This window comes from Aquimarina spinulae, assembly GCF_943373825.1.
Taxonomy (GTDB): Bacteria; Bacteroidota; Bacteroidia; order Flavobacteriales; family Flavobacteriaceae; genus Aquimarina; species Aquimarina spinulae.
On sequence record NZ_CALSBP010000002.1, the window covers coordinates 2,830,238 to 2,843,713 of the forward strand.

A 13,476-nucleotide genomic window follows, 5' to 3' on the forward strand; every position below is an offset into this window, starting at 1 on the left:
ATTTAGTAACCCAGATGGGGAATTAGAAGATTGGAAAACATTTAAAACGGTGTAGTGATATTGAATTCAAAAAATATACTACACAAACTACTCCTGGGTTACTTATAAAACTATATGTTATCAATGTTTGACAAGATGTTTTTTAAAATACTATACTCAATATAGTTTAAACCCATATACGCAACGAGCGTATAGAAGGGCCACTAAATGATGCATAATAATTGCCTTTATGATCTTTTATGCTCCATCAGATTAAAACCAGAGTGGGGCATAATTTTTTTTAGTGTCTATAATTAGAGCAATAGCATTCTCCATTATGAAGAGCTCCTGTGTCATGTCCAAGACTTTTACAGTACTGACAACACTGTCCGCAATAGCTAGTAATGAATAATCCTCCGCCAGCAATTCCTTTTTGCTGTTTTTTGTCAATTTTTTTGACATTTTCTAAGTTTAAAATTTTGTTTAACATGATGTGAAATGTTATGATTTTTTAAATAACTATACTGATTTATATCAAGAGTTTAGATATTACACTCTAACTCTATCATATCAGCGTTTGGGTAAATTTAGAGCATTAATTAAGAGTTGTGAGGTGCAATTGACAAAAGGTATGTTTCAATAGATGAGTATAGCTTTTTAATTGATCATCGAACAAATTGGTTGTTGTTAAAATAAGAAGAACCCCCTAATCCCAAATTTGAGATTAGGGAGAACTCCTTCCTAACTTAATTAAACAGTTATTAACAAACATTGTAGGTATAATACTACCTATAAATGGATAGTTCTACTATGAAAACACTCTCTAACCCCTGATCAAATTAGAGAGTGAGAGGAGTATGTAGCAACCTAAGTAAGATTGGGAATAGGAAAACATTTAAAACGGTATAGTGATATTAGCTTCAAAAAAGATCCTATGTGCTATACAAATTATTAAGGGTTACTTATAAAACTCTAAATTATCAATCATTATAGCTCCTGTTTCATGACCCGGAACATCAAATACCAGAAATACTTCTTTTATATTTGAAAGGTTAATATTGTTACCAAATGCATTTAATGGGATTAGTGTACTGGTCATGGCACTTTTTGTAAGTTTAGAAATGGGGGGTGTTTGTTCTATTATCCCGGGTTTGATATGTCCGCTGTGTTTTATAGGATAGGGGATCACACCAAAATCACTGATCTTCACTTTTTTTGAATATATACCTTGCTTATCCTTAAGTCTGATGTAAAAATCCTGCTCTTTATCTGTGGTGTTATAAATGTTCTTATAAATTTGGGATGCTCTGATACTTAGAAATGAATATGAGGATAAATTATAGGAAGAAGGATATTTAAATTTTACAAACGAACTTCCTACCTTTCTTTTGGTCCATGTTATCCTCATTGCTTTGGTATGATGAGGTGAGTTAGGATGAATTTCCCAACTATTTCCTACTTTCATTGTAATAATCCCACTAGAAGACTTAACAATAGCTCCACCTTTATAATTTATAGTAGCCGAATTGTTTTCAAAGTTAGCAAGTACAATTTTTTTGGCGTCGGTATGTTGTTGATAAAACTCAGATACATCATTTAGAGGCATATTAGATGGTTTTCTCTGATATTTAAAAAACTGGTCGTATTGTGGACGATTTTCAAGATATAATTTCAGATGTGCCAATATATAGGCATTGATCACTTTATTTTGATTAACACCACTATAGATATAGCTAGGGAAGGATTGACTCTTATCAGAATACACTCTATGTCTTCCATCTTTAAAAAAGATCATATCCTTTGTAGGAAATATATTACTAAAAGTTTGTGTTTCTGTAGAACACTCATCATAAAATTTAAAACCACTTTCTTCTCTTCCGGCGGTATTTTTCCCCCCATACACATCATCATCATTACCAGAGTATATGACCAATAGTCCTTTGATGGTATTAATAAGGTTATGTTTAACAAACATATCATTCTGAACTGATGGAGCGAGTGCTATTACAGATTTTACATTTTTACCTGTTGTGGTTTCGAGATCATCGGCAAATCTCACTACGGCTCCACCACCCATGCTATGTCCTATGAGCGCTATAGAGTTAGTCAGGTTCGGATATGTATTGTATAACCAGTTGATATGTTTTGTCATTTCTGTATTTACACTCAGATCATGTTTATGTGATTCCCATTGTATACTTGCGCTGGCAATACCGTATTTGGCAAGATGTCTTTGTAAAACATCATATTCGTTGTGCTTAAATCCATCTCCATGCATGATTAATGCGAAAGGATAATTTGAAGGCCCACCGGCCGGCATATAATATTTGCCTTTATGTTCTTCTTGGTTTTGTATAAAAGAATATTCTTTAGCTTTATAGTTATAGGGCCCATCAGATATAATCGGAGGAAGGGGAGCGTCAAAAACTAACCCTTTGTTTTCAACTAAGGTTTCATTTTCTAATACCATGCCCTCTTCGTAGTTGCACGAATAGAAAAAGAAAATAGTAAGTACGGTTAAGACTCCTGCTAAATTTAATTTAATGTTGTATTTCATAATTTGTGTCTTGAATAGGTCATGATCAAACATAAGATCAATAGAAAATAATATTAATATAGAATTGAAGGTTGTATGTTTTCAATTGACAAATATCTACTGTCACTTGATGTAACAACAAACCTCTCTTTTTTGTTTTTTTACAATAGTAATGATGTAATTATGGTTTATAATGATAAAACCCTCGTTTGGTTTGGCAATTTTTTGTGTTATGTAGATAAAGGAGTGATTTAACTCTTAAACTTTCTAATAATCAGTAATATTGAAATCCGAATATCCTGAGAAGGTTATACTCCCCGAAAAAGAAGTGTTAAATGGCCTTAAATTGGTAACTGTTATTTTCTGAATGTAACTTTTAGCAAAAAATGTTTTTGCATAATATTTATGTTTGCGTTTTGGGATAATGGTTGTAGAAATAAGCTTATTATTACCAACTAAACTAGAACTGGTATAATGCCTAAGGTATATATTTCGATCATACGAACAATTAGTTATACCGAATTCGACACGTCGGCAGTTATCATTCCCTGTACTTTTATCAGCACTACTTAAAAAAGCTGAGTAGTTATGATTGACAAATATTTCTCTGTAAAAATCATTTGTTTCTATGGGAGTTCTTTGAGATGGATAGTTGCAAAGAACTAAATAATCCTTTGTTGTACGATTTAAAAATGATTTGGCAACAGTGAGGTTTACACTATGTTTTTCTATTGTACCTCGTTGTAATGCTTTTTCTTTGATTTTTTGATTTTCTTCTAATTTGATAAGATCTATAGGTACAGTTACATTTTCGTTGGTTAAAGTTAAAAAACGATGTAGTAGACTTAAATCATTTAACCCATCTAATTCGCCAAAATTATCAGAGTCTCCTGAGGCTTCAAAGACAATACCATCAACTTCTGTTTTAAAAATAATTGTAGTACCATTAGGCAAGCTTATTGTTGCTAAAGTTTTAGATGTTAAAGTGGGTATTTCTATTGATTCTTCAGTTTCAAGGATAGCATTTTCTTCAGGGCTACAAGAATAGCATATGAAAAGGGTGAATATTATGATTCTTGCTAAATTAAATTTGATTTTGTGTTTCATGGTTATAAGTTTTAAGATCAAAATCAAACTTAAAGACTTCAGAAAATAATGATCAGGTAGAATTAATACTTATCTAGTTTCAATTGATAGATATAGTTTTTCATTTGATAGTTGAACAAATTGACATAATCAATGATAATATATTAAAGTGTTTATTGTTAAAATAAGAAGAACCCCTAATCCCAAATTTGGGATTAGGGAGAACTCCTTTCCTTACTTAACTCAACTTAAGTAACAAAAGTTGTAAGTATGAGTCTACCTACAAAATCAATGATTATACTGTAAAAACACTTTCTAATTCGATTAAGAGTTAGATAAGGAGTTACTTATAAAATTCTATATTATCAATCATAATAGCACCTTTTTCATGGCCCGGTACATTAAATACCAGGAATACTTCTTTTATATTTGAAAGGTTAATATGATTACCAAATGCCTTTAATGGGATTAGGGTGCTGGCCATAGCACTTTTTGTAAGACTAGAAATGGGTGTTTCTAAAGAGGATTTAGTATAGCCACTGTGTTTTATAGGGTAGGGGATTACGCCAAAATCACTGATCTTCACTTTTTTTGAATATATACCTTGTTTATCCTTAAGTCTGATGTAAAAATCCTGCTCTTTATCTGTGGTATTATAAATGTTCTTATAAATTTGGGATGCTCTAATACTTAGAAATGAATATGAGGACAAATTATAGGGAGAAGGATATTTAAATTTTACAAACGAACTTCCTACATTTTTTTTGGTCCATGTTATCCTCATTGCTTTGGTATGATGAGGTGAGTTAGGATGAATTTCCCAACTATTTCCTACTTTCATTGTAATAATCCCACTAGAAGACTTAACAATAGCTCCACCTTTATAATTTATAGTAGCCGAATTATTTTCAAAGTTGGCAAGTACACTTTTTTTGGCATCAGTATGTTGTTGATAGAACTCAATGTAATCATCTTGTGGCATATTAGATGGTTTTCTCTGGTATTTAAAAAACTGGTCGTATTGTGGACGATTTTCAAGATATAATTTCAGATGAGCCAATATATAGGCATTGATTACTTTATTTTGTTCTTTAGGGTAACAAACCATATCAGAATACGTACAATGATATCCTACTTTGAAAAATATCATATCCTTTGTAGGAAATGCATTACTAAAAGTTTGTGCTTCTGTAGAACACTCATCATAAAATTTAAAACCACTTTCTTCTCTTCCGTCAGGAATTTTACGTCCATATCTGTCCTCATCATCACCAGAGTATATTACCAATAATCCTTTTATGGTATTAATAAGATTATGTTTAACATTCATATCATGTTGAACTGCTGGAGCAAGTGATATTACAGATTTTATATTTTTACCTGTTGTGGTTTCGAGATCATCGGCAAATCTTACTACGGCTCCACCTCCCATACTATGTCCTATAAGTGCTATAGAATTAATTAATTGTGGATATTGGTTAAATAACCAGTTGATATGCTTTGTCATTTCTGTATTTACACTCAGATCGTGTTTACCCGAGCTCCAATTTATACTTGCACTAGCAATACCGTGTTTGGCGAGATGTCTTTGTAAAACATTATATTGGTTGTGGTTAAATCCATGTCCGTGCATAATTAATGCGAAAGGATAATTAGAAGGTCCACCGGCGGGCATATAATATTTACCTTTATATTCTTCATTGTTTTGTATAAAAGAATATTCTTTAGCTTTATAGTTATAGGGCCCATCAGATATAATCGGAGGAAGGGGAGCGTCAATAACTAACCCTTTATTTTCGACTAAGGTTTCATTTTCTAATACCATGCCCTCTTCGTAGTTGCACGAATAGAAAAAGAAAATAGTAAGTACGATTAAGATTCCTGCTAAATTTAATTTAATGTTGTATTTCATAATTTGTGTCTTGAAGAGATTGTGATCAAACATAAGATCAATAGGAAACAATATTAATATAGAATTGATAGTTGTATGTTTTCAATTGACAATTATAGTTTTTCAATTAATAGAGTAAAAAGATAATTGTCTATTGATTTGTTTTTTGTGCGAGGAATTAAAAGAATGAAGTGGTTTAAACTTTTTTTGAATTGAATAAAAGGGTTGTAGATATTTGCGTTACCACACGTAAACGATCTAAAACCAACCCTTTATGTACACAGTACTTGACAAAGATATGATAGGATTTGAAATTGTTCCATATATCCCAAAAACAAAAAGAGGTTTTCCACCAAGTGTTCCCTTGGTAGAGATCATAAATGCCATTCTTTATAAGCTTAAAACCGGAGTTCAATGGAGACAATTGCCTGTAAAAGTACTTTTTGAAATACACATATTAAGCTGGCAATCGGTTTATTATCATTACAGAAAATGGTGTTTATCCTCAGTATGGCAAGGATGCTGGGTTGAATTATTAAGAAAAAACAAAAAACATCTAGATCTTTCTAGTGTTGACCTAGGTGGAAGTCATACTCCGGCAGTCAGAGGTGGTCAAGATGTAGAATACCAAGGAAGGAAAAAGCGAAAGACCACTAATCCCTCTTCTTACTGATAGACAAGGATTACCTCTTGCTATGTCGGAACCCGTAGCTAGACATCATAACGACCTTTACAATATTGAAGTACAGTTCGAAATAGTTACAGCAACTCTTGAAGATGCCGATATACAAGCTGAAGGACTATTCTTAAACGCTGATGCAGGATTTGATTCCAAGGAATTTAGAAAAGCTTGTGATCTAAAACAAATCAATGCTAATGTTTGCTTTAACAAACGTAACGGCAATACTGATAGGGATGAGTATTTTGATCAAAAACTATACGATCAAAGGTACGCTATTGAAAGAACCAATGCTTGGATGGATAGCTTTAGATCGCTACTCAATAGATTTGATACCACTACAGAAAGCTGGAAAGGATTTAACTATCTAGTCTTTATGGTCATAGGAATTAGAAAATTCAAAAAGAAAGAAAAACAGAAAGTTTAAACCACTTCAATATGTCTTATTAGATTACAATAGATATTTTCCCAAAATCTAGTTAACATAAACTTCTGATCTATTTTTACATAAGATATTTATTGATCAAGCCCTAAGGAAGTATAATTCGAAAAAATAGCATCACCTACATAAGAAGATGTTCCCCGTTTTATATCCAATTTTTGATAGTATTTGTATGCCAGAAATGATTTTACATAAATTTTGTGCTTACGAGGCCTAATACTATTCTTTGAAACCAAAGTATATAAACTTGAGGTAGAACCTTTATAATGAGATATTTCAATATTGCTACCGTTATATGAACAGTTACTTATACGATATTTAACAGTACGGCATTTGGTATACAAGGCTCCGGGTTTATTTTGACTAAAGGTTTGTGTACTGGGATAATTTACCCAAAATTCTCTATATGCATCATTGCCTAAATTAATAACATACATGGCAGTCGGACTATCACAATAACCCAACCAATTCTTTTCACTATGGGTAATAAAGGATGTATTTGCAGGAATACTCATGTGATGTTTTTCGACTATATCTCTTTGTAATGCTTTTTCTTTGATTTTTTGATCTTCTTCTAATTTGATAAGATCTGCAGGTACGGCAATACTTTTATCGGTTAAAGTTAAAAAACGATCTAACAAGCTTAAATCATTTAACCCATCTAATTCGCCAAAATTATCAGAGTCTCCTGAGGCTTCAAAGACAATACCATCAACTTCTGTTTTAAAAATAATTGTAGTACCACTAGGTAAGCTTATTGTTGCTAAAGTTTTAGGTGTTAAAGTGGGTATTTCTATTGATTCTTCAGTTTCAAGGATAGCATTTTCTTCAGAGCTACAAGAATAGCATATGAAAAGGATGAATATTATGATTCTTGTTAAATTAAATTTGATTTTGTTTTTCATGGTTGTAAGTTTTAAGATTAAGATCAAACTTAAAGACTCCAGAAAATAATGATTAGGTAGAATTAATACTTGTCTAGTTTCAATTGATAGATATAGTTTCTCAATTGATTATCATAAATTGGTTGTTGTTAAAATAAGAAGAACCCCTAATCCCAAATTTGGGATTAGGGAGAATTCCTTTCCTTACTTAACTCAACTTAAGTAACAAAAGTTGTAGGTGAATATTGATTTGTTTTCTGTAAGAGGAATTAAATGAATATATCTTACTAGATTACAATAGATATTTTTCTAAAATCTAGTTAACATAAATTTCTGATCTATTTTTACATAAGATATTTATTGATCAAGTCCTAAGGAAGTATAATTCGAAAAAATAACATCACCTACATAAGAAGCCGATCTTATCCTTTTTATATCTACTTTCTGATAGTATTTGTAGGCTAGAAATGATTTTACATAAATTTTGTGCTTACGAGGCCCAATATTATTCTTTGAAACCAAAGTATATAAATTTGAGGTAGAGCCTTTATAATGAGATACTTCAATTTTACCTTTATATGAACAGTTGCTTATACGATATTTAACAGTACGGCATTTGGTATACAAGGCTCCGGGTTTATTTTGACTAAAGGTTTGTGTACTGGGGTAATTTACCCAAGCTTCTCTATATGCATCATTGGCAAAATTATTAACATACATGGCAGTCGGACTATCACAATAATCTAACCAATTCTTTTCACTATAGGTAATAAAGGATGTATTTGCAGGAATACTCATGTGATGTTTTTCGACTATATCTCTTTGTAATGCTTTTTCTTTGATTTTTTGATCTTCTTCTAATTTGATAAGATCTGCAGGTACGGCAATACTTTTGTCGGTTAAGGTTAAAAAACGATGTAGTAGGCTTAAATCATTTAAGCCATCTAATTCACTGTAGTTATCAGAATCCCCTGAAGCTTCATAGACAATACCATCGACTTCTGTTTTAAAAGTAATTGTAGTGCCACTAGGCAAGCTTATTGTTGCCAGGGTTTTGGGTGTTAGAACAGTTGTTTCTATTGATTCTTCAGTTTCAAGGATAGTATCTTCTTCAGAACTACAAGAATAGCATAAGAAAAGAGTAAAAGTTACAATGATCCTCGCTAAATTAAATTTGATTTTGTTTTTCATGGTTATAAGTTTTAAGATTAAGTTCAAACTTAAAGACACCAGAAAACAACGACCAGGTAGAATTAATAGTTATCTAGTTTCAATTTATAGATATAGCTTTTCAATTGATCTAGCATAAATTGGTTGTTGTTAAAATAAGAAGAACTCTCTAATCTCAAATTTGAGATTAGAGAACATTCCTTTCTTTACTTAACTCAACATTTACTAACAAATATTATAAATGTTAAGGGGTTTTGTTGGGGTGATTATTAAAGAGCTAGTTCTCCTACTGAACCATCTTTGTATTTAGAAAAAATTATAACTCCGACAAAACGTCTATTTTGTAGACTGGTAATTTTTGTAACGTGTATAGATTTGGTTGTAAATGTTTTTGAATAATATTTATGCGTATGTTGTGGAATATAGGTCGTTTTATATAATTTCAGATTACCATTACTTAGACGATAGTAATGATTGAAAAACATGCCTATACCTCCATCATCAGCGCAATTGGTTATATGGAATTCAACTTTTCTACATTTGTTTCCCTCAGATTTTGTGTTCTCTGCACTACTAGTCCAAGATATCCCCGTATAGTTTATAAAACTGTCTTTATATTCATCATCGTCACTAGTATTAAACCTTCGTGTTGGATGATCGCAAAATTGAAAAAAACTTTTTGTTACACGATTTAAAAAAGATTTGACAACAGGGAGATTTACACTGTGTTTTTCTATTGTACCTCGTTGTAGTGCTTTTTCTTTGATTTTTTGATCTTCTTCTAATTTGATAAGATCTGTAGGTACAGCTACATTTTCGTTGGTTAAGATTAAAAAACGATGTAGCACACTTAAATCTCTTAAGTTTTCTAATTCACCGTAGTTATCAGAATCTCCAGAAGCTTCAAAGACAATGCCATCGGTTTCTGTTTTAAAAATAATTGTAGTACCACTAGGCAAGCTTATTGTTGCCAGGGTTTTAGGTGTTAGAACAGTTGTTTCTATTACCCTTTCAGTTTCAGGGATAGTATCTTCTTCAGAACTACAGGAATAGCATAAGAAAAGAGTGAAAATTATTATGATTCTTACTAAATTAAATTTGATTTTCATGATGGTAAGTTTTAAGATTAAAATCAAACTTAAAGACACCAGAAAACAATGATAGGTAGAAATTAATAGTCATACGGTTTCAATTGATAGATATAACTTATCAATTAATGGTTGAACAAATTTGCATAATCAATGATAATTATTAAAGAGTCTATTGTTAAAGTACGAAGAACCCCCTAATCACCGACTTAAGATTAGGGGGTAAATACTTATTTAGGGCGTTTTGTAAGGAAAAACTTACTAAAGAAAATCTATAATTCCTCTAGGGGTATTCCTTGCTCATATATATTAGTCATTGTTAACGATAACCTGTTTGTGATAGGCATAATTCTTACCATTACCTTCTAGCATATATGATACTAGAAACATAGAATTACTAGATTGCAATTTTGGAAATTTTACATTTACTGAATTTGAAGGGATTTCGAAAATCCATGTTGTTTTTGATGCATTTGGTACAGGGTTCTGCCAAATAAAACGAATTCTATATTTTCTTTTTGCTATCGGAATGGCATTTATCATTTGCAGTGTAGGATTAAAAGTGTAAGTAACGTTAGTTAGTGCATCTACATTTTTAGGACCATGTAGTCCAGGTTTAATAAAAAAACTAAGTTTGTTAGAATCAGTATTTTCTGTAACTTCAATTTGATCAAACGCTGTAGATTGATCGATAATTTCTTCGGATTCATCCTGGTCACAAGAGATAAAAAATAATAGTCCAAGGATTGGTAATACATAAAATAATTTTTTCATAATGATTTTGATTTCTAAATTTAAAATGATGTGAAATAATCTGATTTTTTAAATAACTATACTGATGTATGTCAGAGGTTTGGATATTATATTTTAACCCTGTATATCAGTATTTAGGTAAATTTAGAGTAAGTAATCAAGAGTGGTAAATGGGAATTTATAAGAGATGTGTTTCAATTAATAGATCTATGGTTTCAATTGATAAGACAACGGGTTAATCGAAATATGAATTCATTTTTGAATATGTAAATAATAAGAATACTTTTTGTTGTACTATTACAACAGATGGCTCATGGCAATGAGAAACTTTTCTTTTTTATTTTTCGAAATATTAATGATATCATTATTATTCATCATAATATAACCTCCGTCTGACTTCACAAATTTTTTCACTTCTTTTAAATTGATCAAAAAACTATTATGTGTTCTCATAAATTGTTGTTCGATCAATAAATTTTCATATTCTTTAAGATGTTTACTTACTAATAGAGATATATTATTTTTAAGAATAAATGAAGTGTAAGCTCCATTAGCCTTGCAGTATATGATATCCTTTATATTAATAAACTCTACACTATCTGCAGTAGAGAGACATATTTTATTAAACTTTGGCTGCTGTTGTAGATTATCTATTAAGGTTTCTAACTGTTTTTTATAAACCTCTTGATCTTTCTTTTTCTTTGCTTTTTCTATGGCATTTTTGAGTTCTTCAATACCTAAAGGCTTAAGTAAATAATCTAAAGATGAAAATTTTATGGCCTGTATGGCATATTGCTCGTAAGCAGTAGTAAAAATTACTTCAAAATTTATGGTATCGATTTGGGTTAATATATCAAAGCCTATTCCTGATTGCAGTTCTATATCCAAAAAGACAACATCAGGATTATAGTTTTTAATTTTATCGACGGCTTCTGTAACAGAATTTGCAGTGGTCAAAACAGTGGTTTCCAGGCAAAACTCTTCTATTAATTTTGTTAAGACCTCTCTACTGTGTTTTTCGTCATCTACAATTATTGCTGTTAAGCTCATAATTAGAAAATTTTATTCGGTTTGAATTTTGATAACCACCTTTGTTCCTATAGATGTACCATAGTTATCTATTTTATCTATAATTTTTATATTTTTTTCCTCAGATTTATGAAATTGTTGTAATCTTTTTTCAGTCAGTTCTAAACCTCTTGATTTTATAGGTTTTTTATAAGACGAATTTATATTTTTAGCAGCACTTCTTCCTATACCATTATCATCTACTTCGCAAATAATATGATTTTTTTCTTTTCTGAAACAAATATTTAGTTTTTTATCCTCTCCTTTTTTATTTAATAAACCATACAGGATTGCATTTTCGACAAATGGTTGAATGATCAACATAGGTACCTCTTCGACATCTGGATTTAGCGTGTCGGTTACATGAATGGTATACTCAAAACTGGCATCAAAACGTAAAGCTTCTAATTCTAAATATTGATGTAGTAAGTTGATTTCATCTGATAATACGATATTTGTTTCTATAGAATTTTCAAGTAGGTTTCGCATTAAATGACTAAACTTAGAAAGATATTTTAAAGCAGCTTCTTTTTTTTCGAATACAATTAAATGTTGAATCGATCCTAAAGAATTAAAAATAAAATGTGGATTTATCTGAGCTCTTAGCGCTTTACAATTGTTGATGAATGATTCTTTTTCGAAGAGGAGTTTTTCTTTATGCTCCTGATGTATTTTATATGCCAAACCTAATGCAAAAATTATGATTTCGAGAGTTGCTCCTGCTATCATATAATCACATTTCTTGGTAAAAAAGAAACCCAGAGTGCCTATCATGAATAGGAATGATCCAGCAACTATAAAATAAGCTAAACGGTTTTTGGCAGTAAGCAGTAAATAAATCATCCCACCAATACCAAAAAGAGTCATTATTAAACGCTGAATATTCATGATATAAATAGCTGCTTCAAAATATTTAAAATACAAAAAGAAACTGTCTATAATTATAATGATGACAAGTGTGTAAATGATACATTTTATGATACGATTGAGCGTAGGATAGTCTTTTTTTGTGGCTAGATAAAACGAAACAAAATAAACATAACATAAATTAATTAATACTTGTGCGATCTGAAAAAACCAATGTACTATTATACTATAGCTATCAAAAATGATATTATTTGCTATAAGTAAAGGACCATTTAGGTAGATAAATAACCACAAAATGTATAAAGAGTAAAATAAGAATTCAAAATTTCCCGAAGTTATAAAGAACGCGAGAGTAAGAATAAACATAACCAGACATATCCCTGTAAAAATGTATTTGCGTATTGAGATTGTAATATTTTTTTTGAGGTAATAGCTCTGTGCTGAGTGGTTTATAGTTTGTAAAGCATAGTGAAATTTCCAATTAACAACACGATCTGAAAATCTTAAACGTCTTATTTTTAAATATATAAATCTGTTTTTGATAAGTGAACTATATTTAAGAAGTATTCTATTAATATGGGATATAGAATTAATTTTTTCTGAACCATCAAATAAACCAAATTTCTTTTCTATCAGTATATTGTTCTCGACACAAAACATAGATGCATGTGCATAATTACTGGATTTTAGAAACCAGAGACTATCAGTTTTTAGCATTTCTAATTCTTTATTGAGGTCGATTTTTATCCAGTAAATATCTTTAGGTCTGGTTTTATCGGTAAAATAGTTGGATGATTGAAAGAGGGAGTCAGATTTTATAATATCATGTATCGATAGCGTATCATCGGTAGTTTTATATACTTCGAAAGGAACTTGAGTTGTGTTTTTATGTAAATTATTTTGAGCAATGAGGTTATAACAATATACATTCGATAGAATAAGAACAGAAATTATATATAGTAAACTTTTTGGCATAAGCCCTATTGCTATTTATCGTTGAGAGTGTGTTATTAATATAACGTTTGTAGAAGGT

The 13,476-nt window shown here is 30.6% G+C and carries 9 protein-coding genes and 1 pseudogene; 1 reads left to right on the top strand and 9 read right to left on the bottom strand.

Annotated elements, in window-relative coordinates; all coding sequences use genetic code 11:
- Positions 1 to 937: 937 nt before the first annotated feature.
- The 3 genes from NNH57_RS17945 to NNH57_RS17955 form a co-directional block, all read right to left on the bottom strand.
- Positions 938 to 2,536, bottom strand: coding sequence for a PGAP1-like alpha/beta domain-containing protein (locus NNH57_RS17945; protein ID WP_159099246.1), 1,599 nt, complete (start codon positions 2,534 to 2,536; stop codon positions 938 to 940).
- Positions 2,537 to 2,782: 246 nt separating this feature from the next.
- Positions 2,783 to 3,622 (bottom strand): hypothetical protein, encoded by an 840-nt coding sequence (locus tag NNH57_RS17950; protein WP_108808148.1) that lies wholly within the window; start codon positions 3,620 to 3,622, stop codon positions 2,783 to 2,785.
- Positions 3,623 to 3,944: 322 nt separating this feature from the next.
- The gene (locus NNH57_RS17955; protein WP_159099245.1) at positions 3,945 to 5,513 is read right to left on the bottom strand and encodes an alpha/beta fold hydrolase domain-containing protein; all 1,569 of its coding nucleotides are present in this window, start codon (positions 5,511 to 5,513) and stop codon (positions 3,945 to 3,947) included.
- Between the two features lie 253 nt (positions 5,514 to 5,766).
- Between NNH57_RS17955 and NNH57_RS17960 the strand changes: the two are divergent.
- A pseudogene (locus NNH57_RS17960) lies at positions 5,767 to 6,598 on the top strand (IS5 family transposase).
- An 89-nt stretch (positions 6,599 to 6,687) separates the two neighbouring features.
- On the opposite strand, the gene NNH57_RS17965 reads toward NNH57_RS17960, so the two are convergent.
- The 6 genes from NNH57_RS17965 to NNH57_RS17990 form a co-directional block, all read right to left on the bottom strand.
- A complete protein-coding gene (locus NNH57_RS17965; RefSeq protein ID WP_108808146.1) occupies positions 6,688 to 7,518 on the bottom strand; it encodes a hypothetical protein in 831 nt (276 codons plus the stop codon).
- 336 nt (positions 7,519 to 7,854) lie between these two features.
- Positions 7,855 to 8,688 carry a hypothetical protein gene (locus tag NNH57_RS17970; protein WP_108808145.1) on the bottom strand — a complete coding sequence of 278 codons (834 nt, stop codon included), beginning with the start codon at positions 8,686 to 8,688 and terminating at the stop codon, positions 7,855 to 7,857.
- A gap of 248 nt (positions 8,689 to 8,936) precedes the next feature.
- Positions 8,937 to 9,776, bottom strand: a complete 840-nt coding sequence (locus tag NNH57_RS17975) for a hypothetical protein (RefSeq protein ID WP_108808144.1) — start codon at positions 9,774 to 9,776, stop codon at positions 8,937 to 8,939.
- 288 nt (positions 9,777 to 10,064) lie between these two features.
- Positions 10,065 to 10,529: a hypothetical protein gene (locus NNH57_RS17980; RefSeq protein WP_074405741.1), complete on the bottom strand. Its 465-nt coding sequence runs from the start codon at positions 10,527 to 10,529 to the stop codon at positions 10,065 to 10,067.
- A 276-nt stretch (positions 10,530 to 10,805) separates the two neighbouring features.
- Entirely contained in the window at positions 10,806 to 11,558 is a 753-nt protein-coding gene (locus NNH57_RS17985; RefSeq protein ID WP_074405740.1) for a LytR/AlgR family response regulator transcription factor, read from the bottom strand.
- 12 nt (positions 11,559 to 11,570) lie between these two features.
- Positions 11,571 to 13,418, bottom strand: a complete 1,848-nt coding sequence (locus NNH57_RS17990) for a sensor histidine kinase (protein ID WP_108808143.1) — start codon at positions 13,416 to 13,418, stop codon at positions 11,571 to 11,573.
- Between the last annotated feature and the right edge of the window lie 58 nt (positions 13,419 to 13,476).

Excerpts from the sequence above, each read along its gene's own strand:
- NNH57_RS17950 (WP_108808148.1), bottom strand. The coding sequence starts at position 3,622 with ATGAAACACAAAATCAAATTTAATTTAGCAAGAATCATAATATTCACC.
- NNH57_RS17965 (WP_108808146.1), bottom strand. The coding sequence starts at position 7,518 with ATGAAAAACAAAATCAAATTTAATTTAACAAGAATCATAATATTCATC.
- NNH57_RS17975 (WP_108808144.1), bottom strand. The coding sequence starts at position 9,776 with ATGAAAATCAAATTTAATTTAGTAAGAATCATAATAATTTTCACTCTT.
- NNH57_RS17990 (WP_108808143.1), bottom strand. The coding sequence starts at position 13,418 with ATGCCAAAAAGTTTACTATATATAATTTCTGTTCTTATTCTATCGAAT.
- NNH57_RS17985 (WP_074405740.1), bottom strand. The coding sequence starts at position 11,558 with ATGAGCTTAACAGCAATAATTGTAGATGACGAAAAACACAGTAGAGAG.
- NNH57_RS17980 (WP_074405741.1), bottom strand. The coding sequence starts at position 10,529 with ATGAAAAAATTATTTTATGTATTACCAATCCTTGGACTATTATTTTTT.
- NNH57_RS17945 (WP_159099246.1), bottom strand. The coding sequence starts at position 2,536 with ATGAAATACAACATTAAATTAAATTTAGCAGGAGTCTTAACCGTACTT.
- NNH57_RS17955 (WP_159099245.1), bottom strand. The coding sequence starts at position 5,513 with ATGAAATACAACATTAAATTAAATTTAGCAGGAATCTTAATCGTACTT.
- NNH57_RS17970 (WP_108808145.1), bottom strand. The coding sequence starts at position 8,688 with ATGAAAAACAAAATCAAATTTAATTTAGCGAGGATCATTGTAACTTTT.